Source organism: Microbacterium sp. CCNWLW41 (assembly GCF_037083505.1).
Window position 1 is genome coordinate 83,674 of record NZ_JBAOJP010000003.1, and the last position, 25,375, is coordinate 109,048.

General features: G+C 71.8%; 23 protein-coding genes and 1 pseudogene. 19 read left to right on the top strand and 5 right to left on the bottom strand.

The genetic code is table 11. The annotated features are described in order from the left end of the window. From V6R91_RS12075 to V6R91_RS12130, 12 genes and pseudogenes are all read left to right on the top strand, one after another. Positions 1 to 897, top strand: coding sequence for an ATP-binding cassette domain-containing protein (locus V6R91_RS12075; protein ID WP_336395577.1), 897 nt, complete (start codon positions 1 to 3; stop codon positions 895 to 897). A gap of 43 nt (positions 898 to 940) precedes the next feature. Then, the gene (locus V6R91_RS12080; RefSeq protein ID WP_336395578.1) at positions 941 to 2,422 is read left to right on the top strand and encodes an ABC transporter substrate-binding protein; all 1,482 of its coding nucleotides are present in this window, start codon (positions 941 to 943) and stop codon (positions 2,420 to 2,422) included. An 80-nt stretch (positions 2,423 to 2,502) separates the two neighbouring features. Further along, positions 2,503 to 3,453 carry a type I pantothenate kinase gene (gene coaA / locus V6R91_RS12085; protein WP_067242233.1) on the top strand — a complete coding sequence of 317 codons (951 nt, stop codon included), beginning with the start codon at positions 2,503 to 2,505 and terminating at the stop codon, positions 3,451 to 3,453. 226 nt (positions 3,454 to 3,679) lie between these two features. Continuing rightward, entirely contained in the window at positions 3,680 to 5,527 is a 1,848-nt protein-coding gene (glmS, locus tag V6R91_RS12090) for a glutamine--fructose-6-phosphate transaminase (isomerizing) (protein ID WP_336395579.1), read from the top strand. A 177-nt stretch (positions 5,528 to 5,704) separates the two neighbouring features. Further along, a pseudogene (locus V6R91_RS12095) lies at positions 5,705 to 6,052 on the top strand (holo-ACP synthase); the annotation flags it as partial. Positions 6,053 to 6,171: 119 nt separating this feature from the next. Then, complete coding sequence (gene alr / locus V6R91_RS12100; protein ID WP_336395580.1) at positions 6,172 to 7,278, top strand: alanine racemase; 1,107 nt, start codon at positions 6,172 to 6,174, stop codon at positions 7,276 to 7,278. Between the two features lie 50 nt (positions 7,279 to 7,328). Then, complete coding sequence (gene tsaE, locus V6R91_RS12105; RefSeq protein WP_271061728.1) at positions 7,329 to 7,769, top strand: tRNA (adenosine(37)-N6)-threonylcarbamoyltransferase complex ATPase subunit type 1 TsaE; 441 nt, start codon at positions 7,329 to 7,331, stop codon at positions 7,767 to 7,769. A gap of 83 nt (positions 7,770 to 7,852) precedes the next feature. Beyond that, the gene (gene tsaB / locus V6R91_RS12110) at positions 7,853 to 8,488 is read left to right on the top strand and encodes a tRNA (adenosine(37)-N6)-threonylcarbamoyltransferase complex dimerization subunit type 1 TsaB (RefSeq protein WP_271061718.1); all 636 of its coding nucleotides are present in this window, start codon (positions 7,853 to 7,855) and stop codon (positions 8,486 to 8,488) included. Further along, positions 8,485 to 8,997 carry a ribosomal protein S18-alanine N-acetyltransferase gene (rimI, locus tag V6R91_RS12115; RefSeq protein WP_271061717.1) on the top strand — a complete coding sequence of 171 codons (513 nt, stop codon included), beginning with the start codon at positions 8,485 to 8,487 and terminating at the stop codon, positions 8,995 to 8,997. The genes tsaB and rimI overlap by 4 nt, the downstream gene beginning before the upstream one ends. Further along, the gene (gene tsaD, locus V6R91_RS12120) at positions 8,994 to 10,130 is read left to right on the top strand and encodes a tRNA (adenosine(37)-N6)-threonylcarbamoyltransferase complex transferase subunit TsaD (RefSeq protein WP_271061716.1); all 1,137 of its coding nucleotides are present in this window, start codon (positions 8,994 to 8,996) and stop codon (positions 10,128 to 10,130) included. The genes rimI and tsaD overlap by 4 nt, the downstream gene beginning before the upstream one ends. Continuing rightward, on the top strand, positions 10,127 to 10,531 hold the full coding sequence (locus tag V6R91_RS12125; RefSeq protein WP_271061715.1) for a hypothetical protein: 405 nt from the start codon (positions 10,127 to 10,129) through the stop codon (positions 10,529 to 10,531). Before tsaD ends, V6R91_RS12125 begins: the two co-directional genes overlap by 4 nt. Before the next feature lie 12 nt (positions 10,532 to 10,543). Then, positions 10,544 to 11,767 (top strand): hypothetical protein, encoded by a 1,224-nt coding sequence (locus V6R91_RS12130; protein ID WP_336395582.1) that lies wholly within the window; start codon positions 10,544 to 10,546, stop codon positions 11,765 to 11,767. A gap of 114 nt (positions 11,768 to 11,881) precedes the next feature. Here the strand turns inward: V6R91_RS12130 and V6R91_RS12135 are convergent, their stop codons facing one another. After that, complete coding sequence (locus tag V6R91_RS12135; RefSeq protein WP_336395584.1) at positions 11,882 to 13,075, bottom strand: class I SAM-dependent methyltransferase; 1,194 nt, start codon at positions 13,073 to 13,075, stop codon at positions 11,882 to 11,884. A 140-nt stretch (positions 13,076 to 13,215) separates the two neighbouring features. On the opposite strand from V6R91_RS12135, the gene groES reads away from it, so the two are divergent. The 3 genes from groES to V6R91_RS12150 all read left to right on the top strand — a co-directional run bounded on the left by groES (position 13,216) and on the right by V6R91_RS12150 (position 16,056). Further along, positions 13,216 to 13,512 (top strand): co-chaperone GroES, encoded by a 297-nt coding sequence (gene groES, locus V6R91_RS12140; RefSeq protein ID WP_067242196.1) that lies wholly within the window; start codon positions 13,216 to 13,218, stop codon positions 13,510 to 13,512. Between the two features lie 191 nt (positions 13,513 to 13,703). Continuing rightward, on the top strand, positions 13,704 to 14,630 hold the full coding sequence (gene rarD, locus V6R91_RS12145; protein ID WP_271060908.1) for an EamA family transporter RarD: 927 nt from the start codon (positions 13,704 to 13,706) through the stop codon (positions 14,628 to 14,630). Between the two features lie 139 nt (positions 14,631 to 14,769). Further along, positions 14,770 to 16,056 (top strand): ABC transporter substrate-binding protein, encoded by a 1,287-nt coding sequence (locus V6R91_RS12150; protein WP_067242202.1) that lies wholly within the window; start codon positions 14,770 to 14,772, stop codon positions 16,054 to 16,056. Between the two features lie 61 nt (positions 16,057 to 16,117). On the opposite strand, the gene V6R91_RS12155 is transcribed toward V6R91_RS12150, so the two are convergent. Genes V6R91_RS12155 through V6R91_RS12170 form a run of 4 tightly spaced genes read right to left on the bottom strand, consistent with a single transcriptional unit; the run spans position 16,118 to position 20,237 of the window. Continuing rightward, on the bottom strand, positions 16,118 to 16,852 hold the full coding sequence (locus V6R91_RS12155) for an ABC transporter ATP-binding protein (protein ID WP_067242205.1): 735 nt from the start codon (positions 16,850 to 16,852) through the stop codon (positions 16,118 to 16,120). Next, positions 16,849 to 17,892 carry an ABC transporter ATP-binding protein gene (locus tag V6R91_RS12160; RefSeq protein ID WP_378821047.1) on the bottom strand — a complete coding sequence of 348 codons (1,044 nt, stop codon included), beginning with the start codon at positions 17,890 to 17,892 and terminating at the stop codon, positions 16,849 to 16,851. Before V6R91_RS12160 ends, V6R91_RS12155 begins: the two co-directional genes overlap by 4 nt. 22 nt (positions 17,893 to 17,914) lie before the next feature. Further along, the gene (locus tag V6R91_RS12165) at positions 17,915 to 18,892 is read right to left on the bottom strand and encodes a branched-chain amino acid ABC transporter permease (protein WP_067242212.1); all 978 of its coding nucleotides are present in this window, start codon (positions 18,890 to 18,892) and stop codon (positions 17,915 to 17,917) included. A gap of 1 nt (position 18,893) precedes the next feature. Then, positions 18,894 to 20,237 carry a branched-chain amino acid ABC transporter permease gene (locus V6R91_RS12170; protein WP_336395585.1) on the bottom strand — a complete coding sequence of 448 codons (1,344 nt, stop codon included), beginning with the start codon at positions 20,235 to 20,237 and terminating at the stop codon, positions 18,894 to 18,896. 206 nt (positions 20,238 to 20,443) lie between these two features. Here V6R91_RS12170 and guaB point away from each other — a divergent pair, with 206 nt between their 5' ends. The 4 genes from guaB (at position 20,444) to V6R91_RS12190 (ending at position 25,256) form a co-directional block, all read left to right on the top strand. Further along, positions 20,444 to 21,946, top strand: a complete 1,503-nt coding sequence (guaB, locus tag V6R91_RS12175) for an IMP dehydrogenase (RefSeq protein ID WP_336395586.1) — start codon at positions 20,444 to 20,446, stop codon at positions 21,944 to 21,946. A gap of 100 nt (positions 21,947 to 22,046) precedes the next feature. Further along, positions 22,047 to 22,325 (top strand): DUF2277 domain-containing protein, encoded by a 279-nt coding sequence (locus V6R91_RS12180; RefSeq protein WP_067242223.1) that lies wholly within the window; start codon positions 22,047 to 22,049, stop codon positions 22,323 to 22,325. 61 nt (positions 22,326 to 22,386) lie between these two features. Then, entirely contained in the window at positions 22,387 to 23,763 is a 1,377-nt protein-coding gene (locus V6R91_RS12185) for an MFS transporter (protein WP_336395587.1), read from the top strand. Continuing rightward, the gene (locus V6R91_RS12190) at positions 23,760 to 25,256 is read left to right on the top strand and encodes a pyridoxal phosphate-dependent decarboxylase family protein (protein ID WP_336395588.1); all 1,497 of its coding nucleotides are present in this window, start codon (positions 23,760 to 23,762) and stop codon (positions 25,254 to 25,256) included. The genes V6R91_RS12185 and V6R91_RS12190 overlap by 4 nt, the downstream gene beginning before the upstream one ends. Positions 25,257 to 25,375 lie beyond the last annotated feature (119 nt).

The following is a 25,375-nucleotide window of genomic DNA, read 5'->3' on the forward strand; positions in this document are numbered from 1 at the left end:
ATGGATCGTCCCACTCCCGTTCCCGCCGCCGACGCCGCGTCGGCGGCCGAGCCCCTGCTGCAGGTGCGCGAGCTCGTCACGCACTTCCGGCCGCGGCGCCGGGGCGCGGTCGTCCATGCGCTCTGCGGGGTGTCTCTGGATCTGCGTCCCGGAGAGACCTTCGCGGTCGTGGGGGAGTCCGGATCCGGGAAGACCACGTTGCTGCGCACCATCCTCGGCCTCGAGCGCGCGACGGCCGGGAGCGTCCGCTTCCGCGGGGACGATGTCACCGGCGTGCGCGGCGCCGCCGGGCGGCGGTTCCGCGCGGCGGTGTCGGTCGTGTTCCAGGACCCGTACACGTCGCTGGACCCGCGGATGACGGTCGCCGACATCCTGCGCGAGCCGCGCCGGATCCAGCGGCTCGCGCACCGGCCGGGCCAGATCGCCGAGCTCCTCGCCCAGGTGCGCCTGCCCGCCGACGCCGTCGACCGGTTCCCGCACGAGTTCTCCGGGGGCCAGCGGCAGCGCATCGCGATCGCCCGGGCGCTCGCCGTGGACCCGGACCTCATCATCCTGGACGAGCCGGTGTCGGCCCTGGACGTGTCGGTGCAGGCGGAGATCCTGGATCTGCTCCGGGACCTCCAGCGCCAGCGCGGCGTCTCGTACCTCTTCGTGTCGCATGACATGGCCGTGGTCGCCGAGCTCGCCCACCGGATCGGCGTCATGCACGGCGGTCAGATGGTCGAGGCGGGGCCTGCCGCGCAGGTCATCGGGGCTCCCGCACACCCGTACACCCGCGCCCTGCTGGCCGCGGTCCCCGTCCCGGACCCGGCTCTCCAGCGGGCACGCATGCGCGCGCCGCTGCCGGTCTGGCCGACCCCGGACAGCCCCGCGGCCCCGTGCCCGGCCGAGGCATGAACCTCCCGTCGCAGCCGCGGCGGGTTCCCCGAGAAGGAGGATGATGAGCGTCGACTTCATCGTGGCCACACCCCACGACGCCCTCGAGTTCAACGACGTCTACCGCAACACCACCGGCAGCGCCGGATACCTGGCGTGCAACAACATCTACAACCGCGTCGTGCTCAACGAGTGGTACGAGATCAACCCGTTCCCGGACCTCGCGACGCACTGGGAGTGCCTCGACGGCGCGCGGCGCTGGCGGTTCCACCTGAACAAGGCGGCGCGGTGGCAGGACGGGACGCCCCTGACGGCCCACGACGTGGCCTACACCCACAGCCATGCGAAGGAGATGGGCTACACCGGCGCGATGTTCCTGCAGGACGTCGATCACATCGAGGAGGTCGACCGGCACACCGTCGACTACCACCTGTCCCGGCCGAACTCGGGGTTCCTGGTGCTGCTGGGGAACTTCATCTTCGCCCACATCCTGCCCGCGCACCTCTACGAGGGCACCGACTGGTCGACCAACCCGCACAACCTGAAGCCGGTCGGATCCGGGCCGTTCCGGCTCGTCGACTGGACGCCCGGGGAGCACGTGATCATGGAGGCGGTCCCCGACCACTGGGGTCCGCAGCCGGCGATCGACCGGCTGATCCTGAAGATCGTGCCGGACCGGGACGAGTGCGTGCGCATGGTCGCGCGCGGCGAGGCGCACATCGTGCCGCAGGACACGCTCACCCGCGACCGCCTGCACCTGGTCCCGGAGGATTCCGAGGCGGAGATCATGACCCGCCAAGGGCCGGGCATGGCCCTGCTGGACTTCAACCACCGCCAGGAGCGGTGGAAGGACGAGCGCGCACGTCGCGCGATCGCGCACGCGGTCGACCGCAGCGAGATCGATCGGCTCGGCGACCCCGGCGTCTCGCAGGCGTGGGACCACTACCTCCTCGGCAGCAGCGAGTGGGCGTTCAACCCCGAGGCCAAGGCGCCGGCGCACGACATCGAGGCTGCCGAGCGCCTCCTCGACGAGGCCGGGCTGACGAAGGACGCGAACGGCAGCCGTGGCGACATCCGGCTGTACTACATGGACATGTTCTTCGGGCACAAGCCGCTCGCCGAGATCGTCGCGCGACAGCTCGAGGCGGTCGGGTTCGCGGTGACGTACGACGGCCTGTCCTCCCCGGACTGGGCCTCGATCGTCCGGCGGGGCGGGGAGTTCGACCTCATCATCGTCGGCGGCTCGATGGCTCCGGATCCGGAGATCACGGCGACGAAGTACTCCAGCGCGGGGCGCAACAACATGGCCGGCCACGCCAACGCCGATGTCGATGCGGCCTACGAGGCCGCGCGCGAGGCCACGACGCTCGCGGAGCGCGGCGCGCACTACCGCCGGCTCCAGGAGGTCTGGGCCCGCGACACGGAGTGGGTGCCCCTGTTCTGGTACGGCATGTACTACCCGCGCAGCAAGCACTTCTTCGGCTGGGCGGACCAGATCGGCTTCTCCATCCCCTGGTGGCACTGGGGCCGGATGCGCCGGATCTGATCGAGACGGGCGGGCGGGGACGAATGGTGCCGTCCCCGTCCGCCGACCACCGGACGGGAGCGGCGGCGCGCGTGGCTACGATGGGGGACGTGAGTCCCGAGACCCTCGCGCCGCTGTCGCCGTACCGCCGGATCGACCGAGCCGACTGGGCGCGCCTGGCGGCCGACCTGGACCAGCCCCTGTCCGAGACCGAGGTCGTGGAGATCCGGGGCATCGGCGATCGGCTGGATCTCACCGAGGTCCGCGAGGTGTACCTGCCGCTGAGCCGGCTCCTCAGCCTCTACGCGACCTCCACCAAGAAGCTCGGCGCGGCGACCAGCACCTTCCTCCAGGAGGAGGACGACACCACGCCCTTCGTCGTCGGCGTGGCCGGATCCGTCGCGGTCGGGAAGTCCACCATCGCCCGTCTGCTCCGGGAGCTCATGAGCCGCTGGCCCGGCACGCCGCGGGTGGAGCTCGTCACGACGGACGGCTTCCTCTACCCGAACGCCGAGCTCGAGCGGCGCGGGCTCATGGACCGCAAGGGCTTCCCGGAGTCGTACGATCGCCGGGCGCTGGTCGAGTTCCTCACGAAGGTGAAGAGCGGCGCCGAGGAGGCCCGCGCGCCCTTCTACTCGCACATCCGCTACGACATCGTGCCCGACGCGCACGTGGTGGTCCGCCGCCCCGACGTCGTGATCGTCGAGGGGCTCAACGTCCTGCAGCCGCCGCCCGCGCCCAACGACGTGGCCGTCAGCGACCTGTTCGACTTCTCCGTCTACGTCGACGCGGATCCGGATCACATCGCCCAGTGGTACGTCGAGCGCTTCCTCGCCCTGCGCAAGGGCGCCTTCGCGAACCCGAGCTCGTTCTTCAACGTCTTCGCGCACCTCACGGACGACGAGGCGGTGACCACCGCCATGGGCTACTGGAACGAGATCAACCTGCCGAACCTCGTCGAGAACGTCCAGCCCACCCGCCATCGCGCCTCGCTCGTGCTGAACAAGGGCGCTGACCACTCCGTCGAGAGCGTCCTGCTCCGCAAGCTCTGACCCCGGGCCGATCCGGTGCCCGTCCGGCTCCTGCCTCCGTCCGTCCCCTGTCTCCGCCCGGTCCCCGATCTGCACACCCGGTCCCGATCTGCACACGTCTTGTGCGATTCGGTGTGCGGATCGGGGTGAAATGTGCAGATCGGGTGAACGCCCCGGCGCGTGGCTCCGATCCGCACGTCGCATTCGTTCAGAACCTGCGCAAAATGCGCCGCTTACTCTGGACCGCATGTGTGGAATCGTCGGTTACGTCGGCTCGCGTCCGAGCCAGGACATCCTCCTCGCGGGGCTCGCTCGCCTGGAGTACCGCGGCTACGACTCGGCCGGGATCGCCGTGATCACGGAGGACGGGACGCTCTCCAGCGCGAAGAAGGCCGGGAAGCTCGGTGTGCTGCGCGACGAGCTCGGCGCGCATCCGCTCCCCTCCGGGACCACCGGGATCGGGCACACCCGGTGGGCGACGCACGGCGGCCCGACGGACGTCAACGCGCATCCGCACCTGGCCGACGAGGGGCGCCTCGCGCTCATCCACAACGGCATCATCGAGAACTTCGCGGCGCTGCGCGCCGAGCTCGCCGCGGAGGGCGTGACCTTCCGCAGCGAGACCGACACCGAGGTCGCCGCGGCCCTTCTCGGACGCGAGCACGCCCGCACGGGCGATCTCCAGGAGGCGTTCCGCGCCGTCGTCGGACGCCTCGAGGGGGCCTTCACCCTGCTGGCCGTGCATCAGGACGAGCCGGACCTCGTCGTCGGCGCCCGCCGCAACTCGCCGCTCGTGATCGGCCTGGGCGAGGGGGAGAACTTCCTCGGCTCCGACGTGGCCGCGTTCGTGGAGCACACCCGTCGCGCCCTCGCGATCGGGCAGGACCAGATCGTCGCGATCACGCCCGACCAGGTGACCGTCACCGACTTCGACGGCACGGTCGTCGAGGCCGAGCCGTTCGAGGTGTCGTGGGACGCGGCCGCCGCGGAGAAGGGCGGATGGCCCAGCTTCATGGCCAAGGAGGTCTCGGAGGAGCCGGAGGCGGTCGCGAACACGATCCGCGGGCGCGTCCGCGACGGAGAGGTCGTGATCCCGGAGCTCGAGGGCATGGACGACCTGCTGCGCGACGTCGACCGGGTCATCGTCACCGCGTGCGGCACGGCGTCGTACGCCGGGATGGTCGGCAAGTACGCGATCGAGCAGTGGGCGCGCGTGCCCGTGGACGTCGAGCTCGCGCACGAGTTCCGGTACCGGGACCCGGTGATCGGGGACCGCACGCTCGTGGTCTCGATCAGCCAGTCCGGCGAGACCATGGACACCCTGATGGCGGTCAAGTACGCGCGGGAGCGCGGCGCGCGGACCCTGTCGATCTGCAACACCCAGGGGGCGACGATCCCTCGGGAGTCCGACGCCGTCGTCTACACGCACGCGGGGCCCGAGGTCGCGGTGGCGTCGACCAAGGCCTTCGTCGCCCAGATCACGGCCCTGGAGCTGCTGGGCCTGCACATGGGGCGCGTCCGCGGGACGGTGTCGTCGGACGCCGCGCGCGACGTCGCCGAGCTGGAGGCGCTCCCGGGCAAGCTCGCCCGCGTCCTGGAGTCGGAGCAGGCGCACGTGGCACAGCTCGCGGGATGGATGGCCGACACCCGTTCGGTGCTGTTCCTCGGTCGTCACGTCGGCTATCCGATCGCGTTGGAGGGCGCGCTCAAGCTCAAGGAGATCTCCTACATCCACGCGGAGGGCTTCGCCGCGGGCGAGCTCAAGCACGGCCCGATCGCTCTCATCGAGCCGGGGCAGCCGGTGTTCGTGATCGTCCCCTCGCCGCGTCACTCGTCGCTCGTGCATGCGAAGGTGATCTCCAACATCCAGGAGATCCGCGCGCGCGGCGCCCGGGTGATCGTCGTCGCGGAGGAGGGGGACGCGGCGGTCCTGCCCTTCGCGGACGAGGTGATCCGGATCCCGCTGGCCGAGCCGCTGTTCGAGCCGATCCTCGCCGTCGTGCCGCTGCAGATCTTCGCGATGGCGCTCGCCACGGCGAAGGGGCTGGACGTGGATCAGCCGCGCAACCTCGCCAAGTCCGTCACGGTCGAGTGACCCCGGCCCGTCGAGCGCCGCACCGGCGCGCGGTGCCGCCGCACCGGCGCGCGGTGCCGAGTGGTCAGAAACTGTGGGTTCACGGCGCGCGAGCCCACACTTTCTGACCACTCGGCCGGGGCGGCGGCGCGACGGGAGCCCGCGGGAGCGCAGGGCGGGCGCGAGTAGGCTGAACCGGTGATCATCGGCACCGGCATCGACATCGTGGACATCGCGCGGTTCGAGCAGACGATGACGCGGACCCCCCGGTTGTCCGAGCGGCTCTTCGCTCCGGCCGAGCGGTCCCTGCGGCTGGCGTCGCTCGCCGCGCGCTACGCCGCGAAGGAAGCGCTGATCAAGGCCCTGGGCGGATCGGACGGGGTGCACTGGACGGAGATCGAGATCGCCTCGGAGGAGTCCGGCCGCCCCTACTTCGTGCTCACCGGCACCACCGCCGAGGTCGTCCGGGAACGGGGCATCTCCACGGTGCACCTCACGCTCAGCCACGACGCGGGCCTGGCCGCCGCGTTCGTCGTCGCGGAGGGGACCGACACCCCCTCCGGCCGCCCGCACCCCCCGGGAGGAGCGCTTGCAGGAGGGGGTCCCGGCGGGCAGAGGGGGTCTCGCGCCGATACCCTGGACGATCCGCCGACGGAGGGCACAGCATGACCCTGTTCCGCGAAGCCGTGATCGACCTGGACGCGATCAGCGACAACACCCGTCAGCTGCGCCGGATGACCGGCACCGACGTGATCGGCGTGATCAAGGCGAACGCCTACGGGCACGGAGCCGCCGCCGCTGCGGTCGCGGCGCTCGCCGGCGGCGCGACCCGGCTGGGCGTGGCCACGGTCGACGAGGCGCTGGCGTTGCGCCGAGAGGGCGTCAACGCGCCCGTGCTCGCCTGGTTGCACGCTCCGCAGCGCCGTTTCGACGACGCCGCCGAGGCAGGGATCGAGATCGGCATCTCCTCCTTCGACCAGCTCGAGGCCGCCGCGGCCGCCGCCTCGGCGCGGACCCCGGTCGGAGTCCACCTGAAGCTCGAGACCGGCCTGTCCCGCAATGGCGTCGCGCCCGCCGCCTGGGAGCGAGTGCTCGCGGAGGCCGCACGGCTGGAGCGGATCGGTCGGATCCGGATCGTGGGCCTGTTCAGCCACGTCTCCAACACGTCGCCCGCGGACGACCTGGCCGCGCTCGCCGCCTTCGAGCGCGGCTGCGCGCAGGCCGAGGCCGCGGGCGTACGACCGGAGATCCGCCACCTCGCGGCCACCGCGGCGGCGATCGACCTGCCCGAGACCCGCCTCGACGCCGTGCGCATCGGCATCGGACTGTACGGGCTGTCGCCCTTCGACGACCGCTCGTCCGCGGACCTGGGCCTGCGCCCCGCGATGACGCTTCGGGCCGCCGTCGCGGCCGTGCGCCGCGTCCCCGCCGGGCAGGGCGTCTCCTACGGGTACGACCACCGCACCGCCCGGGAGACCACCCTCGCCCTGATCCCGCTGGGCTACGCCGACGGGATCCCGCGGCAGGCGTCGGGACGCGGGCCGGTCCTCATCGGCGGGCGGCGCTTCCCTGTGGCCGGACGGATTGCGATGGACCAGTTCGTCGTGGACGTCGGCGACCACGCCGTCGCCGTCGGAGACGAGGCGATCCTGTTCGGGGATCCCACCCTCGGTCATCCGTCCGCCACGACCTGGGCGGACGCGGCGGGCACCATCAACTACGAGATCGTCACCCGGATCGGCCCCCGGGTGCCGCGGCGGACCGTCTCGTGAGCGTCGCGGACACCCTGCTCGGACGCCATGAGATCGCGACGGCCGAGGACATGGAGGCGCTCGGGAGGGGGATCGGCGGCGGTCTGGAAGCCGGGGACGTGCTGATCCTCACCGGTCCGCTCGGCGCGGGGAAGACGACCTTCACGCGGGGCCTCGCCGAGGGGCTGGGAGTGCGGGGTCCCGTGCAGAGCCCGACATTCGTGCTGGCTCGGACGCACCCCTCCCTGGTCGGGCGCGCCCCGCTCGTGCACATGGACGCGTACCGTCTGGGGTCCGCGGCGGAGCTCGACGATCTCGACGTCGACGCCGCCGGTTCGGTGGTCGTCGTGGAGTGGGGGCGCGGGATCGCCGAGGACCTGGCCGACTCCTGGTGGGACATCGAGCTGGAACGGCCGGTCGGGGCCGGAGCCGGGGCCCGGGACGACGTCGCGGACGAGGACCTGGACGCGGACGCCCCGAGGGTCGTGACGATTCGCCGCGGCGGCCGCTGAGCCCGCCGACCCGGGCGCGCGGATCCGGCCGGCACCGGGTCGTCCCGGCGTCGGCGGGCGGCGGTGGAGACTACCCTGGAGGGGTGATCCTCGCCGTCGACACGTCCCTGGGCTCGGCCGTCGCCCTCCTCGGCCGTGACGGATCGACCCTGGCCGACCTCGGGGAACGAAACGCCCTCGGGCATGCCGAGGTCATCGGAACGATGCTGCAGGACGCGCTCGCCGCCGCCCAGGCGGAGGCTCCCGACGACCCGCTCACGCACGTGGTCGCGGGCATGGGACCGGGGCCGTTCACGGGGCTTCGGATCGGGATCGCCGCGGCCCGCGCGTTCGCCCTCGGCCGAGGCGTCCCCGTGGTCCCCGTGCCCAGCCATCTCGCCGCCGCCCTCTCCGTCATCCGCGAAGAGAAGCCGAGCGAGCCGTTCGCGATCCTCACCGACGCGCGCCGTCGTGAGTCCGCCGTGACGGTCTTCGAAGGGCTCGACGTCGACGGGATCCCGCACGTCGTGGTGGAGACCGTGCTCGTCCCCCGCGAGGAGGTCGACGCGCGTCTGGGGGCGCTCCGCCAGATCACCGCGACCGAGTTGTCCGCGGCCTCCCTCGCCCGTGTCGGCGCCCGGGCCGTCGCCGCCGGACGCACCCTCGCGGGCGCCGAGCCGCTGTACCTGCGGGCGCCGGACGCCCGCATTCCGAGCGCGCCGAAACGGGTCGGATCATGATCCGGCCGGCCTCCCCGGACGACCTCGACGCGATCATGGCGATCGAGCGGGCCTCGTTCCCCCGCGACGCCTGGAGTGCGGAGGCGATGGCCGACGAGCTGGCCTCCCCGCACGGCAGCTACCTCGTCGTCGTCGAGCCGGATGCGGCGGGCGAGCGGATCGTCGGCTACGGGGGAGTGCGGGCGCTGCGCGGCTCCCGGGACGCCGACATCCAGACGATCGCCCTGGATGCACGGCATCGGGGCGCGGGGCGGGGCCGTGCGCTGCTGCGTGCGCTCCTGGCGCAGGCCGAGGAGCGCGGGGCGAGCGAGGTCTTCCTCGAGGTCCGCGCCGACAACCCCGTGGCCGCCGCGCTCTACGCCTCGGAGGGCTTCGACGAGATCGGTCGCCGCGCGCACTACTACCAGCCCGACGACGTGGACGCCGTGGTGATGCGCCTGGACCTCCGGGCCCGCGCCGCTCAGACGACCGCGGACGCCGCACCGAGCGACCGGAAGGAGTCGGCATGAGCGAGCCCCTCGTCCTCGGCATCGAGACGAGCTGCGACGAGACCGGGATCGGCATCGTCCGCGGACGCACCCTGCTGTCGAACACGATCGCCTCCAGCATGGACGAGCACGCCCGCTACGGCGGCGTGGTGCCGGAGGTGGCGGCGCGCGCGCACCTGGAGGCGTTGCAGCCGTCGATCGAACGCGCCCTCGACGAGGCCGGGGTCCGATTGACGGACCTGGACGCGGTGGCCGTCACGAGCGGCCCGGGGCTGGCGGGCGCGCTCATGGTCGGGATCGGTGCCGCCAAGGGGCTGGCGGTCTCGCTCGGCACGCCGCTCTACGCCGTGAACCACCTCGTCGGGCACATCGCCGCGGACATCCTCGACGCCGATGCGCCGCCGCTGGAGTACCCCACGATCGCCCTGCTCGTGAGCGGCGGCCACACGTCGCTCCTGCACGTGCGCGACCTCACCACCGACGTCGAGCTGCTCGGCGAGACGGTGGACGACGCCGCCGGCGAGGCTTTCGACAAGGTCGCGCGCCTGCTCGGACTGCCGTATCCCGGCGGCCCCGAGATCGACCGCGCGGCCGTGGGCGGGGATCCGCGGGCCATCGCTTTCCCCCGCGGCCTGTCCCGGGCGTCGGACCTGGAGCGGCACCGCTACGACTTCTCGTTCTCGGGCCTGAAGACGGCGGTGGCCCGCTGGATCGAGCGCGCGAGCGCTGACGGCGTGGAGGTCCCGGTCGCGGATGTGGCGGCGAGCTTCCGTGAAGCGGTCGTCGACGTGCTCGTGACGAAGGCGCTCGCCGCCTGCGCGGACCGCGGCGTGCCCCGCCTGCTCCTCGGCGGCGGCGTGATCGCGAACCGGCGACTGCGCGAGCAGACGATCGAGCGCGCCGAGGCGGCGGGCGTGACCGTGCGGATCCCTCCGCTGAGCCTGTGCACCGACAACGGAGCCATGATCGCGGCGCTGGCCGCCGAGCTCATCGCGTCCGGGCGTGCGCCGTCCACGCTCGCCTTCGGCGCCGACTCCACCCTGCCCGTGACGGAGATCCAGGTCGCGTCCTCCGTGCCGGGCGACGTGCTCGCGGCTGACAACCGGGCGGGCATCGGGGCGGGCATCGGGGCCGACACCGGGGCGGGCGGATGACGACGCCGGGCGACGGAGCCCCGGAACGGTTCTCCAAGCTGCCGACGGCGCCGTCGCCGGTGACGGTGGAGAGCGGCCCGGATCTGCACGACGAGGGGGCCGTCCCGACCGGTGCCGTCTGGGAGCCCTCGACCGCGACCGGCGCGGTGCGCCGGGGCGACGACGCCCGCCTGGCGCCCTGGGCCCTGCTCGCGGCGATCGTCGCGCTCGCCGCGTCCCTGTTCGTGGGGTGGGGCATCCCGGTCGCGATCATCGCGGTGGTCTCGGCGATCATGTGCCTGCGCCGTCCGGTGGAGAGCCGGTCGATGTCGGTCTGGGCGCTCGTGCTGGGTTCTGTCGCCACCGTTTACAGCGCCGGCTGGCTCCTCTGGGCCGCCTTCGCGGCGGGGTTGCTCGGGTAGCGGAGCGATCCGATGGGCGACGGGCTCGACGAGGAGCGCGAACGGCGGGCGCTGCAGGAGCGCGCCTACGGCCGGGGGCCGACGCCGTTGAGCCCCGCGGAGGCGGACCGGCTTCGGGACCTGCAGCGGCGTCGCGTGGTCCCGGCAGGGCCGGAGGTCAGCGCGGTTGTGGACACCGCGGCGCCGGGCGAGGGACCCGCACCGGGACCGGAGGCATGGTTCGCGTCCGTGGTGGCGGAGGACGCCGCGACGACGCCGCCGCCGCACGTCCTCGCGGTGCCGAAGGAACCCGGGAGCGATCCGGTGACGGTGGCGGCGGATCCGGGATCCTCCTCGATCGGTCCGTCCCACGTCCTCGGCGAGACGGCTCCGCCCTCCCGCTGGCGGGCGCTGCTCGCGGACCGCGCGATTGCCGGCTGGTGGCGGCGTCCTCGCGTGCTCGTCACCGCCGCCGCGGCACTCGTGGCGGCGGGCCTCGCGATCGGCTGGTCCGTGCCCCGCGCGCCCGATGTGGCGCTGCCGATGACCGCGGCGCACGAGGAGCGGCGGGAGGTGCTCACTGCGGACGTCGACGACATCGATCCGGGCTCGCTCCTGCTGCTGGCAGAGGAAGGCGACTCGCGCCTCTGGTGGGGGACGCGCGGCGACGGCCGGGTCCACTGCGGGATCCTCGACATCGACGACGAACAGCCGGAGGTCACGTGCCTGCGGAGCACGCAGTGGGAGGTTCAGGACGTGCTCTCCGTGCATCGCACCGTCACCCTCGAGGACGAGCGCGGCGTCTCGTACAGCGGGGGGATCACGCTCGCCCAGGACAGATACCCGTTGGGGTTCCTGCAGCGATGGGAGTACGACAGCAGTGTGTGGGACAACGCCGACTACAGCCCTGCGCAGAAGGAGACAGCGCGTCGACTGGTCCGCGAGGAGGATCTGCAGGGCCTGCCGTTGGTCGTCGGCTACCTCGACGACGACCCGGTGTGGTTCGTGACATCACAGGGTGGAGAGTCGTGCCTGATCACCGAGTTCGGCGGCCCGCGCGTCCGCGCGTGCGGCGACGCAGACCCGCGCACGGGGGTATCGCAGGTGGCCGGCGATCGATCGTTGGTCGTGCTCGAGGTCCCGGCGGGGGCGGCTGGATCCGCCGTCCTGGATCTGCGCACCGCGAACATGCACGGCCAATACCTCGTGATCACCCGGCAGTCCGATCCCTCGACCGCCTGGGGCCCCCGCCTCTGACCCCTCCCCGCCCGCCCCTTCTGTCGAGTGGTCAGTTTCTGTGGGTTGAGGCGCGCGGAACCCACAGAAACTGACCACTCGACGACGGAGCGAGGGGAGCGGAACGAGGGAGGATCAGACGCGGTCGGCGAGGACGGCGTGGCGCCGGTCGCCGATGCGGACGAGGATGAGCGTCGCCGAGCCCTTCCCGCGCAGCGTCAGTTTCCGGCGGAACGCTGCGGGATCGATGTCGACGCCGCGCTTCTTGATCTCCAGGGTTCCGACGCCGGCCGCCTTGAGCGCCGCCGAGATCGTCTTCGCGTGCAGCGGCAGCACCTCGCGCACCCGGAAGCTCGCCGCGAAGGGGGAGGACAGGGGCTCGTCGGACGTGAGGTACGCGATGTGCTCGTCCAGCATCCCGGCTCCGGTGCGTCGCGCCAGATCCCCGATGAGGCGGGCGCGGATCACAGCGCCGTCCGGCTCGTGGAGGTAGGCGCCGAGCGGGCGCACCTCCGCGTCCGCGGAGTCGGCGGGAGCGGTCAGCTCGTGCGTGCTCTCCCCCCGGATGACCATCGCCGCACGGCGCACCCCGTCGCGTTCCAGGCCGCCGGCCCACAGCACGAGCTCCACGACGCTGCCGTCCACGCTCACCCACTGCGCCTCGGCCTCGGGCGGCAGGGCGTCGCGGTCGTGGCCGGGGCCGAGCTTGATCCCGGTCGGCATCCTCTCCGCGAGAGCGAACACCCAGTCCAGGGGAGGGGAGTAGTCGGCGGCCGACACGCGCCGGGTCTCGGTGTGCCCGGCCGTGCGCCGGGCGGGGTCGAGCCACGCCGCCTCGCCCGGATCGCCGCTCAGCGAGATCTCCTCGGCGCGGGCGTGCCGCACCTCGGCGTCCGAGCCGAAGGGCGCCAGGTTGAAGGCGGCCAGTGCCGCCGTGATCTCGTCGGCATCGACCGCGGTCACGCGCAGGCCCGCGGCGGCGAAGGCCAGCGCGTCTCCGCCGATGCCGCAGCCGAGGTCGGTGACGTGGGCGATCCCTGCGGTTCGCAGGCGTCCGGCGTGCCGTGCCGCCACGGACAGCCGGGTGGCCTGTTCGAGACCGGCGCGGGTGAACAGCATCCGGTCCGCGAACGGCCCGAACTTCGACCGGGCCTTGGCGCGGAGATGCGCCTGGCCGACGACGGCGGCCACGATGTCCGGACCGTGCCCGGCTCCGCGGAGCCGCGACACCGCGGCGGCGGCCTCGCCCGTCGTCTCCACCGGGCCGAGCTCGTCCAGCAGGCGCAGCCCCTCGGAGGTGAGCAGGGCGGTCAGCTCGGGCATCTCCACCTGCCCAGCCTAGGGGTCTGCCGCATCCGCCAAGGCTGGCACTCGCATTGCGCGAGTGCCAGCCTTGCGCCTACACTGTGATTAGCACTCTCGGGTTGAGGGTGCTAACGAGTCTTGAACCGTCGAGAAAGAGGTAGACCGTGTCGGTTTCCATCAAGCCGCTCGAGGACCGCATCGTCATCCAGCAGGTCGAGGCCGAGCAGACCACCGCGAGTGGCCTGGTCATCCCCGACACCGCCAAGGAGAAGCCCCAGGAGGGCGAGGTCGTGGCCGTGGGCCCCGGCCGCATCGACGACAACGGCAACCGTGTTCCGCTCGACGTCGCCGTCGGCGACCGCGTGCTCTACAGCAAGTACGGCGGGACCGAGGTCAAGTTCGGCGCCGACGAGTACCTGGTGCTCTCGGCCCGCGACGTCCTCGCGGTCGTCGTCCGCTGACGCGCTGACGTTCACGAAGGGCCCGGATGCCTCGGCATCCGGGCCCTTCGCCGTGTCCGGGCGGTCCGCCGCGTCTTGGGGCGCGTTCCGGGCAGAGATTGGCGCGAATCACGCCCCGAATGGCCGAATTCCGCCCCGAACCGGACCCGGACAGGCGCCGCCGACCCGTGAGCGCGCCATAGGGTTGACCGGTGAGCCCATCCCCGCGCAGCCCGCAGACGGCCGGAGCGGTGTACGCCGGCGGCGCCTACCTGATCTGGGGCGTGCTGCCGCTGTACTTCCTGCTGCTGGTCCCCACCGGTCCGTGGGAGCTGGTCGCGTGGCGGGTGCTGTTGTCGTTCGTGTTCTGCCTGGTCCTGCTCACGGTGATGCGCGGCTGGAGCGCGCTCGGCGCCATCGTGCGGCAGCCGCGCCTGCTCGGCTGGACCGCGCTGGCCGGCGTGCTCATCTACATCAACTGGCAGGTCTTCGTCATCGCGACCCTGTCCGATCACATCGTCGAGACGAGCCTCGGCTACTTCATCAACCCGATCACGACCGTGCTGCTGGGCGTCTTCGTCCTGCGGGAGCGGATCCGACCGCTGCAATGGACCGCGATCGGGATCGCCTCGCTCGCCGTGCTGGTGATCGTGTTCGCCTACGGATCGTTCCCCTGGATCGCGCTCTCGCTCACCGCCTCGTTCGGCGTGTACGGCCTGGTCAAGAAGCGGATCGGCGCGGCGGTCGATGCCGTCAGCGGGCTCACCCTGGAGTCGTTCTGGCTGATCCCGGTCGCGCTCGTGCAGCTCATCGTGGTCGCGCAGACCACCGGCGTGACCCTCGGGGCGGCGGGCCCGACGCACGCGGCGCTGCTGGCGTTCGCCGGCGTCGCCACGGCTGTGCCGCTGCTGCTGTTCGCGGCCGGGGCGCGACGGATCGGCCTCACCGTGATCGGCATGCTGCAGTTCATCACGCCGGTGATGCAGTTCATCGTGGGCGCCGTCTTCCGCGGGGAGCCCATGCCGCTGGAGCGGTGGATCGGCTTCACGATCGTGTGGATCGCGATCGCGGTGTTCCTCGTGGACCTGCTGCGGGAAGGACGCCGGGGCCCGCGGCCGGCGGCTCCCGAGCTGGTGTGACACCCGGTCCCGCGCGACGCGGGATCCGATCGTTAACGCACTGATACGCGGATGCGCCGCGGCCGGATCTAGGGTGGTTACACCCGACGGGCGGGCACCGACGATGGTGTCGCCACGTTCAGTCACGCAAAGGAGCATCATGAACGCACTGAAGGGTTCGAGGGTGGCGAAGACCCTGACCGGGATCGCCCTGGTCGGTGTATCGGCCCTCGTGATCGCCGGCTGCAGCGGCTCACCCGCCGGCACGCCGTCCGGCGACACCGGCGGCGGCGGTGGCGAGAAGCCCGCCGGCGACATCACACTGAAGCTGGGGTCGCTGCTGCCGCAGACGGGCTCGCTGTCGTTCCTCGGCCCGCCGATGGAGTCCGGCGTGGGGCTGGCGGTGCAGGAGATCAACGACGCCAAGGCCGGGATCACGGTCGACATGACCAGCGAGGACGAGGGCGACACCGACACCAAGGCCTACGAGACCTCGATCAGCAAGCTGCAGAGCGCGGGCGTCGCGGGCATCGTCGGCGCGGCCGCGTCCGGCGTGTCCAAGCTCATCCTGGACGGCAACGTCGCGAAGGGCATCATCACGATCTCGCCCTCCAACACCTCGCCGGACTTCACGACGTTCGAGGACGACGGCCTCTACTTCCGCACGGCGCCGAGCGATCTGCTCCAGGGCGAGGTCCTCGGGAACCTGATCGCCGAGGACGGGCGCAAGACACTCGGCATCATCTATCAGAACGACGCGTACGGCACGGGTCTGGACGCGGCGATCAAGGAGACGTTCGAGAGCGCGGGCGGCCAGGTGGTCGCCGAGGCGTCCTTCAACGTCGGCGACGCGCAGTTCGACGCCCAGGTGGCGACGATCAAGGCGGCGAACCCGGACGCGGTCGCGGTCGTCTCGTTCGACCAGTTCCGCACCATCGCCCCGCTCCTGGTGAACGCCGGCATCACCGCGGACAAGTTCTACATGGTCGACGGCAACACCTCGAACTACGGTGCCGAGGCGTCCACGAACCTCCCCGTGTCGCTGGAGGGCGCTCAGGGCACGCGTCCGGGCCCGGCCCTGTCCGACGACTTCACGGAGCGGCTGCAGACGTACTGGACGGGTGAGGGCAACTCCACCATCCAGGACTTCACCTACGCCGCCGAGGCGTATGACGCCGTCGTGCTGATGGCTCTGGCGTCGCTCGCCTCCGGGTCGACGAAGGGCGCGGACATCGCCGCCAAGATGCAGGAGGTCTCCGGCGGGTCCGGCGACGGCAAGGCCTGCACGAGCTTCGCCGACTGCGCGAAGATCATCAACGACGGCGGCGTGGCCGACTACAACGGCTACTCCGGCGACGTCACGTTCGACGAGAACGGCGACCCGACGGGCGCCGCGATCGGCATCTTCAAGTACGGTGCCGACAACCTCTACGAGCGCACCAACTGACACCGGTCACAGAACGGCCCCGGATCCTCGGATCCGGGGCCGTTCGGCGTCTCTCGTGTCGTCAGGCCGCGTCGGTGCCCAGCGTTCCCAGATAGAGCCCGATGACCTTCGGGTCGTTCAGCAGGTCGCGCCCCGCCCCTTCGTACGCGTCCCGGCCCTGGTCGAGGACGTACCCGCGGTCGCAGATCTGCAGGCAGCGCCGGGCGTTCTGCTCGACCATGATCGTGGTGACCCCCGCCTTGTTGATGTCGGAGACGCGGATGAAGGCGTCGTCCTGGCGGACGGGGGACAGGCCCGCGGACGGCTCGTCCAGCAGCAGCACGGACGGGTCCATCATGAGCGCCCGCGACATGGCCACCATCTGGCGCTCGCCGCCCGACAGCGACCCGGCGCGCTGGTTCAACCGTTTGCCGAGCTCCGCGAAGATGCCGGTGACGAACTCGAGCCGCTCGGCGTAGATCCGCGGGTTCTGGTACAGGCCCATCTGCAGGTTCTCGGCGATCGTGAGGGACGGGAAGACGTTGTTCGTCTGCGGCACGAAGGCGACGCCGCGGCGCACCAGCTTGTCCGCTTTCAGCCCGACGATGCTCTCGCCGTTGACGGTGATGTCGCCGGAGCGCACGTTCACGAGCCCGAAGATCGACTTCAGCAGCGTCGACTTCCCGGCGCCGTTCGGGCCGATGATCCCGATCAGCTCGCCGCGGCGGGCGACGAGGTTGGCTCCGTTGAGGATGTTCACGCCCGGGAGGTACCCGGCGTGCACGTCGGTCAGCTCGACGACGACGTCCTCGCTCATGCGTTCTCTCCGTCCTTCTCGCCGCCGACCGGTCCCGACCCGCCGGCCGGTCCCGAGCCGGGCTCCGTCCCCTCGCGCTGCGCCTCCACGGCGTCCAGCTCCTCGACCGCCTCCGCCTCGATCTCCGCGCGCAGGGCCTGCGCCCGGGCGACGTCGCCCACGGAGATGCGGCCGGTGACGGTGCCGAGGTCCACGTCCTGGTGGGCGCCGAGGTACGCGTCGACGACCGCCGGGTCCTCCATCACCGTCTCCGGCGGGCCCTCGGCGACCACCCGGCCCTCGGCCATGACGACGACCCAGTCCGCGATGTGACGGACCATGTGCATGTCGTGCTCGACGAACAGCACCGTCATCCCGAGGTCCTTCAGATCCAGGATGTGGTCGAGCAGCGACTGGGTCAGAGCCGGGTTCACGCCCGCCATCGGCTCGTCGAGCATGACGAGGTTCGGGTCGGTCATCAGGGCTCTCGCCATCTCCAGGAGCTTGCGCTGTCCTCCGGAGAGGGACGCGGCGAAATCCTTCTCCTTGGCGTCGAGCTTGAACCGGGCCAGCAGCTCACGGGCCTTGTCCTCGATCTGCCGGTCCTGAGCGCGCCACAGGAAGGGGAACAGGCTCGGCCAGAAGCGCTCGCCGCGCTGACCGGTCGCCCCGAGCTTCATGTTCTCCAGCACGGTCAGCAGGGACAGGGACTTGGTGAGCTGGAACGTGCGGACCTGGCCCATCCGCGCCACCTTGAAGGACGGGATCCCGGCGAGGTTCGTGCCGTCGTAGACCCACGAGCCGGAGTTCGGGCGGTCGAACCCGCACAGCAGGTTGAACAGCGTCGTCTTGCCGGCGCCGTTCGGGCCGATGAGCGCCGTGATCGCGCCCCGGGGGATCTCCAGATGGTCGACGTCCACCGCCGTCAGCCCGCCGAAGCGGCGCTGGACGGCGTCGACAACGAGGATGGGGTCCTTCTTGGCGACCCCGGGCGCGGCAGGACCCGCGGCCAGGTCCGTGGTCTTGGCCCGCGGGACGCTCCCGGTGGTCGTCGAGGGCACGGGAACGCCGGGGGCGGGGGTTTCACTTGACAAAGGTCATCTCCCTCTTGTCTCCGAGGATGCCCTGCGGGCGGAAGATCACGAGGAGCATGAGCGCCACGCCGACCAGGACGAACCGCAGGGTCCCGGCCTGGGTGTCGGACATCGGCAGGAAGCCGGCCTTCGCGAGGTCGGGGAGGAGGTTGCCGAGGAAGGCGAACACCAGCCAGAAGATCACCGCGCCGAGCGTGGGGCCGAAGACGGTCGCGGCCCCGCCGAGGAGCAGGATCGTCCAGAGGAAGAACGTCAGCGACGTGGAGTAGCTGCCCGGCACCACTGCGGACGGCAGGACGAAGACGATGCCGCCCATCGCGCCGATCATGCCGCCGATGACGAGCGACTGCATCTTGTAGGCGAACACGTTCTTCCCCAGGGACCGCACGGCGTCCTCGTCCTCGCGGATGCCCTTGAGCACGCGCCCCCAGGGACTGCGCATCAGCGCCCACACGAGCAGGATCGCCAGCGCAAGCATCAGGACGCCGAACACGCGGTTCCACAGGTCCGTCTCGTTGTAGGTCCACGGCCCGAAACCGTAGGTCCCCGGCGGGATCGGGTTGGCGCCGCGGAAACCGCCGTGGTAGCCGGCGAGGCCGTCGGCCGAGTTGGTCCACTGATCGAACAGCTGCGTGGTGAACAGCAGGCGCACGATCTCGCCGGCCGCGATCGTCGCGATCGCGAGGTAGTCGGCGCGCAGCCGCAGGGTCGGGATGCCGAGGATGAGCGCGAACACCGCGCCGCCGAGAAGGCCGATGAGCATGCCGAGCCACCACGGGAGGCCGAACGAGAGCACCGAGATCGCGTAGCCGTAGCCGCCGACCGCCATGAAGGCGGCCATGCCGAAGTTCAGCAGACCGGCGTAGCCGAAGTGCACGGCCAGGCCGGTCGCCGCCAGCGCGTACGCGATCGTGACCGGGCTGAACAGATAGCTGGCGGTGTTGCCGAAGATGCTTCCGAAGTCCATGTCAGCCCAACCTCTCCTTGCGACCGAGCAGGCCCTGCGGACGCACCAGCAGGATCACGATCAGGGCGATCAGCGCGCTCGCGTACTTCAGGTCCGAGGGGATCCACAGCGTCGAGACCTCCACGGCGAGTCCGACGATGATCGAGCCGACGAGGGCGCCGATCGCCGACCCCAGCCCGCCGAGCGTGATCGCGCAGAACATCAGCAGCAGCATCTGCATGCCCATGTCCCACTTCACGCCCGGGCGGAAGTAGGCCCAGAGGATGCCGGAGATCGCGGCCAGCACGCCCGCGAGGATCCAGACGATCCGGATCACCCGGTCCACGTCGATGCCGGAGGCGGCGGCGAGCTGGGGGTTGTCGGAGATCGCCCGCGTCGCCTTGCCGATCCGGGTCCGCGTCAGGAAGAACGCCACCGCCAGGATCACCACGAGGCTCACCGCCATGCTGACCATGTCGATGTAGGACAGGGAGATCGGGCCGAGCTGGATCGGAGTGGGGCTGGCGCCGGGGAGCTGATACGTGCCGCCGCCGATGACGTACTGCAGCGCGTAGCGGAGGGCGAGCGACAGGCCGATGCTGACGATCATGAGCTGCACGATCCCGAGGCCCCGTCGGCGCAGCGGCCGCCACAGGCCCGCGTCCATCGCCCATCCGAGGAGCGCGCCGCCCGCGACGGCGCCGATGATCCCCAGCCACAGCGGCAGGTGCCAGAACGAGGTGAACAGGAGGGCGACGACGCCGCCCCAGGTCACCATCTCGCCGTGCGCGAAGTTCGACAGCCGGGTCGTGCCGTAGATGAGCGCGGCCCCCATGGAGGCGAGCCCGAGGAGGAGCCCGAAGTTGAGACCGCCGACCATGCGCGACAGGAGCTGGTCGAGGACCGACTCCGTCACGCGCTCGCCCTCGCCGAGGAAGAGGTTGACGATCTTCGTCCCGGTCAGGCCGAACTCGGCCGTGAAGGATCCCGAGGTCCCCGAGACCGGCTCGACGCCCTCGGGGAGCTTCGAGGCGTCCACGATCACGCCCTCGGGGAGGGTGTCCTCGTCCACCGCGAGGGTGTACTCCTCCTTCTCCGGAACGTACAGCCGCCACTTGCCCTCGGCGTCCGTCTCGGTCTCGGCGTCGAAGCCGCCGCCCTCGACGGAGATCGTGACGCCCTCGATCGGTTGGTCGTCGAACGTGATCGTCCCGGCGAAGTAGAAGTCCGTCTTCTCCTGGTCGTCGGTGGCCGCCGCGGCGCCGATCGGCGGCTGCAGCACCAGCACGACCGCCGCTGCGAGTGCGCACAGCAGCGCGACGAGCCATCGTCGGGTTCGGTCGATGGCCGTTGTCCCTTGTCTCACGCAACCTCCACGGTGAGTGCGTCCGCGGCGCCGCCTCGTTGCGCCGCCGGTCTGACGAACAGAGCGTAACCCGACAGCGCGGGATCGCCTATGCGCCGACGCCGAATGCGCCCGAGCCGTGACCCTGGCCGGCATCGGGCCGGCGGGAATTTCCACAGGCCGCGGCGACTTAGAATTGTCAGACGGCGCGAGAGGAGCACACCCCCATGGAGCAGCACGACCCGTTCGGTTTCGTCGGACTCACCTACGATGACGTGCTGCTGCTGCCCGGGCATACCGACGTGATCCCCAGCGAGGCGGACACGTCCTCGCGCGTGACCCGCCGCATCTCGGTGGCCACCCCGCTGCTCTCCAGCGCGATGGACACCGTGACCGAGGCCCGGATGGCGATCGCCATGGCGCGCGAAGGCGGCCTCGGCATCCTGCACCGGAACCTCTCGATCGCGGATCAGGCCGCGCAGGTCGACCGCGTCAAGCGCAGCGAATCCGGCATGATCACGGATCCGATCACCACGACGCCCGAGGCGACGATCGAGGAGGTCGACGCGCTCTGCGCCAAGTACCGCATCTCGGGTCTGCCCGTCGTCGACCCGGACGGCCGCCTCGTGGGCATCGTCACCAACCGCGACATGCGCTTCGTCTCCGGCTTCGAGCGGCAGACCACCCTCGTCAAGGACGTGATGACCCGCGAGGACCTCGTCACCGCGAAGGTCGGCGTGGCCGCGGGCGAGGTCATCGCGCTGTTCGCGAAGCACCGCGTGGAGAAGCTCCCGCTCATCGATGAGGACGGCCGGCTCGCCGGGCTCATCACGATCAAGGACTTCGACAAGAGCGAGAAGTACCCGCTCGCGACCAAGGACGAGCAGGGACGCCTCCGCGTCGGCGCGGCCATCGGCTTCTTCGGCGACGCCTGGGAGCGCGCCGAGGCGCTGCGCGACGCGGGCGTGGACGTCCTGGTCGTGGACACCGCGAACGGGCAGTCCCAGGGCGTGATCGACCTCGTCAGGCGCCTGAAGGCCGACGAGTCGTTCGCCCACATCGACGTCATCGGCGGCAACGTCGCCACCCGCGAGGGCGCGCAGGCGCTCGTGGACGCGGGCGTGGACGCGGTCAAGGTGGGCGTCGGCCCCGGCTCGATCTGCACCACCCGCGTCGTCGCCGGCGTGGGCGTGCCGCAGGTGACCGCGGTGTACGAGGCCTCCCTCGCCGCGCGGCCCGCCGGGATCCCGGTCATCGCCGACGGCGGCCTGCAGTACTCCGGCGACATCGCCAAGGCGCTCGTCGCGGGTGCCGACGCCGTGATGCTCGGGTCGCTCCTCGCCGGCACGGACGAGTCGCCGGGCGAGATCGTCTTCCAGGGCGGCAAGCAGTTCAAGCAGTACCGCGGCATGGGCTCACTCGGGGCGATGCAGACCCGCGGCAAGCAGACCTCGTACTCCAAGGACCGCTACTTCCAGGCCGACGTGCCCAGCGACGACAAGCTCATCCCCGAGGGGATCGAGGGCCAGGTGCCGTATCGCGGGCCGGTCTCGGCGGTCGCCTATCAGCTCGTCGGCGGGCTCCGGCAGTCGATGTTCTACGTCGGTGCCCGGACGATCGGCGAGCTCAAGGAGCGCGGCCGTTTCGTGCGGATCACCGCGGCGGGGCTCAAGGAGTCCCACCCGCACGACGTGCAGATCGTGGTCGAGGCGCCGAACTACAAGAAGTGACACGGCTCCGGGTCCGGGCCTGGCCGTCGTCCCTGTCGTCGTGCACGTGTGCGGCGCCCGGGCCTGGTCCGTGCCCATGACCCGGCGTAGCGTGTCGGGCATGTGCCGAAGCATCCACACCCTCCACAACTTCGAGCCGGCCGCGACGTCGGAGGAGGTGCACGCCGCCGCCCTCCAGTACGTGCGCAAGATCGCCGGGACCACGAAGCCGTCCAAGGCCAATCAGGAGGCCTTCGACCGGGCCGTCGCCGAGATCGCGCACGCGACGCAGCATCTGCTGAACGACCTCGTCGCCACCCGGCCGCCGAAGAACCGCGAGGAGGAGGCCGAGAAGGCCCGCGCCCGTGCGATCGCGTCCGGTCGCTACGCGGCGGCCTGACGCCGTCGTCGCCCTCTCCGCCGCGGACGGCACGCGGGGCTCCGGTCGCTAGAGTGACCGCATGGGTTCGACGACGAATTCCGCGGCCGTGCGCCTCACCCGCGGGCAGGTGTCGCGCTATGCCATCGGCTCCCTGGGGACCGGTGGATTCGCGACGCTCCCGGGTCTCGTCCTCGTCTACTACCTGACCGACTCGCTGGGCGTGACCGCGCTCGCCGCCGGCGCGATCGTGACCGCCGCCAAGGTGTGGGACGTCCTGATCGATCCGGTCATCGGCGGCCTGAGCGATCGATCGTTCGCCCACGCGGGGACCCGTCGCGCGTTCATGGTGCTCGGCGGGATCGCTCTTCCCGTCGCCTTCGTGCTGACCTTCGCGGTGCCCGAGGGACTCGCCCCGCCGCTCGCCGGGGCGTGGGTGCTCGTGGCGTTCCTCGCCGCGGCGACCTGCTTCAGCCTCTTCCAGGTGCCCTACATCGCCCTGCCCGCCGAGCTCACCGACGACTACCGCGAACGCACGCGCCTGCTGAGCTGGCGGGTCGTCGTCCTGACGCTCGCGATCCTGCTGTTCGGGGCCGGCGGTCCGGAGCTGCGCGGGATGTTCCCCGAGGATCCGCTGCTCGGCTACCTCGTCATGGCGGCCGTCGCCGGGGTGGTGCTCGGCATCGGGATGCTCGTGGCCTCGACCGTGGCACCCCGTCGCGCGCCCTCCGCGGCCCCGCCCCGAGTGGCGCTCGGCGGGCACTACCGGGCGGGGATCGCGGTGCTCCGGGAGAGTGCGCCCTTCCGCGCGCTGCTCGTCACCTTCATGCTGCAGGGGCTCGCCACCGGCCTCATGCTGGCCGCCGCCCAGTTCGTGGCGCGCTGGCTGCTGCACGACGAAGGGGCCGTGACGCCGTTGTTCGCGGCTCTGATCGCCCCCGCACTGCTCATGGCGCCGGTGTGGAAGCTGATCGCCGACCGGGTGGGGAAGGAGCGCGCCTTCCGCCTCGCCAGCGTGGTCTTCCTGGGCGCGACGCTGGTCCTGTCCGTGTCCGCCTGGGCGCCGGGCTGGTGGATCCTCGGGCCCGTGGCCTTGGCCGGCGCCGCCTACGCGGGGATGCAGACGCTGCCCATGGCGATGCTCCCCGACGTCATCGCGCACGACCGCCGGACCGGGGGCGAGAACCGGTCGGGGGTCTTCAGCGGCGTCTGGACCGCCGGCGAGACCACCGGCATGGCGCTCGGGGCGACGGTGCTGTCGATCGTGCTCGCGGTCACCGGCTACGTCGAGTCGACGGCCGCCGTGTCGTCCGCGGGCGGGGTGCAGCAGCCCGCGGCCGCCCTCGTCGGCATCGCGGTCTCGTTCAGCCTGCTCCCGGCGGCGCTCATGGCGGTGAGCCTCGTGACGGTGTCCCGCTACCGGCTGCGCGAACGCGACATCCTCGGGACCTCCGCATGAGCGAGGAGATCCTCGACCGGCTGCGCCGGCTGCGCGCCGGGGACGCGCCCACGCACGGCGGCCGCGTCCTGGCCTATGTGTACGACGCGGGCCTCCCGGAGCTCGACGAGCTCGCCGACGAGGCCGCGCGGCTGTCGCGGCCGGTGAACGGGCTCGATCCCACCGTCTTCCCGTCCGTCGCCGTGATGGAACGGGAGCTGTTGGGCTTCGTGCGCCATGCGCTGCACGGCGGCTCCCGGACGGGGAGGGGGATCGGCGGGGCCGTGGGGACGGTCACGAGCGGCGGCACCGAGAGCTGTCTGCTGGCGGTGAAGACCGCACGGGACCGGTGGCGGTCGGAGCGCTCGACGGCGGTCCCGACGGCGCGGCCCCGGCTCGTCGCCCCCGCCACGGCGCACGCCGCGTTCCAGAAGGCGGCGCGCCTGTTCGACCTGGAGTGGGATCCGGTGCCGTGCGCGGCGGACGGCAGCGTCCGGGCGGCGGACCTCGTGGCGCGGCTCGACGCCGACGTGGCTCTGGTCGTGGTGTCCGCCCCGGCGTACCCGAGCGGAGCACTGGATCCGGTCCGCGACGTTGCCGAGGCCGCGCGCGCCCGCGGGATCCGCTGTCACGTCGACGCCTGCTTCGGCGGTCTGGTCCTGCCGTGGTGGCGGGACGGCGGCGGGAACCGCCGGCTGCCGCCGTGGGATTTCCGGGTGGACGGTGTCACGAGCATCTCCGCCGACCTCCACAAGTTCGGATATGCGCCGAAGGGCGTCTCCGTGCTCCTGCACCGGGATCGCCGCGATCACCGCGCGCAGTTCTTCGCGACGACGCGGTGGCCGGGCTACCCCGTGGTGAACCCGACGCTGCTCGGCTCCCGGTCGGCGTCGTCGCTGGCGGCGGCGTGGGCGATCGTCCACCGTCTGGGCGACGCGGGGTTCGCGGAGCTCGCCCGGTCGATCGCCCGCGTCGCGGAAGGCGTCCGCGCGGAGGTCGAGTCGATCGCGGGGCTGCAGGTGTGGGGGGATCCCGTCGGCCCCGCGGTCACGCTGGTGGCCGATCCCGACGCCCCCGCGACGGTGCGGGTGGATCCGCATCATCTCGCCGACGCGCTTGCACGGCGCGGGTGGCGGATCCAGCACCAGCCCGGGTTCGTGCAGGCGGACGGCTCGCGGCTCCCGCGCAGCGCGCACCTCACCCTCACGCCCGTCCTGGAGCGGCGGATCGGCGAGTTCCGGTCCGCGCTCACCGCGGCGGCCGACGACGTCCGGGGCCGCCCGCCCGCGGACGCCCGGGGACTGGCGCGTGCGATGCGGGCGCTCGGATACGGTCCCGGCGGGCGCGTGCCCGGTCCCCGAGCCGCCTCGACGCTGCTGACGCTCGCCGGCGCGGGGACGGTGCGTCCGGAGCAGCCGATGGCGACGCTGATGGCGCTGATCGAGGAGCTCCCCGCCCCGGTCGCCGAGGCACTGCTCACCGAGCTGATCGCCCGTCTCTCCGCCCCCGCCTGACCCCCGCCCCGGCCCCCTGCGGTTTCGGGGCGCACTACGGGGATTCGGGTCCCCGAATGAGCCCCTTCGCCCCTGAACCCAGCCCCAAACACGGGTGAACGGGGAGGGAGCAGGGGCTG

Bases quoted from the DNA above. Each gene is read 5' to 3' on its own strand.
- V6R91_RS12075 (WP_336395577.1), top strand. From the start codon at position 1: ATGGATCGTCCCACTCCCGTTCCCGCCGCCGACGCCGCGTCGGCGGCC.
- V6R91_RS12080 (WP_336395578.1), top strand. From the start codon at position 941: ATGAGCGTCGACTTCATCGTGGCCACACCCCACGACGCCCTCGAGTTC.
- coaA (WP_067242233.1), top strand. From the start codon at position 2,503: ATGGGGGACGTGAGTCCCGAGACCCTCGCGCCGCTGTCGCCGTACCGC.
- glmS (WP_336395579.1), top strand. From the start codon at position 3,680: ATGTGTGGAATCGTCGGTTACGTCGGCTCGCGTCCGAGCCAGGACATC.
- alr (WP_336395580.1), top strand. From the start codon at position 6,172: ATGACCCTGTTCCGCGAAGCCGTGATCGACCTGGACGCGATCAGCGAC.
- tsaE (WP_271061728.1), top strand. From the start codon at position 7,329: ATGGAGGCGCTCGGGAGGGGGATCGGCGGCGGTCTGGAAGCCGGGGAC.
- rimI (WP_271061717.1), top strand. From the start codon at position 8,485: ATGATCCGGCCGGCCTCCCCGGACGACCTCGACGCGATCATGGCGATC.
- tsaD (WP_271061716.1), top strand. From the start codon at position 8,994: ATGAGCGAGCCCCTCGTCCTCGGCATCGAGACGAGCTGCGACGAGACC.
- V6R91_RS12125 (WP_271061715.1), top strand. From the start codon at position 10,127: ATGACGACGCCGGGCGACGGAGCCCCGGAACGGTTCTCCAAGCTGCCG.
- V6R91_RS12130 (WP_336395582.1), top strand. From the start codon at position 10,544: ATGGGCGACGGGCTCGACGAGGAGCGCGAACGGCGGGCGCTGCAGGAG.
- V6R91_RS12150 (WP_067242202.1), top strand. From the start codon at position 14,770: ATGAACGCACTGAAGGGTTCGAGGGTGGCGAAGACCCTGACCGGGATC.
- V6R91_RS12155 (WP_067242205.1), bottom strand. From the start codon at position 16,852: ATGAGCGAGGACGTCGTCGTCGAGCTGACCGACGTGCACGCCGGGTAC.
- V6R91_RS12165 (WP_067242212.1), bottom strand. From the start codon at position 18,892: ATGGACTTCGGAAGCATCTTCGGCAACACCGCCAGCTATCTGTTCAGC.
- guaB (WP_336395586.1), top strand. From the start codon at position 20,444: ATGGAGCAGCACGACCCGTTCGGTTTCGTCGGACTCACCTACGATGAC.
- V6R91_RS12180 (WP_067242223.1), top strand. From the start codon at position 22,047: ATGTGCCGAAGCATCCACACCCTCCACAACTTCGAGCCGGCCGCGACG.
- V6R91_RS12185 (WP_336395587.1), top strand. From the start codon at position 22,387: ATGGGTTCGACGACGAATTCCGCGGCCGTGCGCCTCACCCGCGGGCAG.
- V6R91_RS12190 (WP_336395588.1), top strand. From the start codon at position 23,760: ATGAGCGAGGAGATCCTCGACCGGCTGCGCCGGCTGCGCGCCGGGGAC.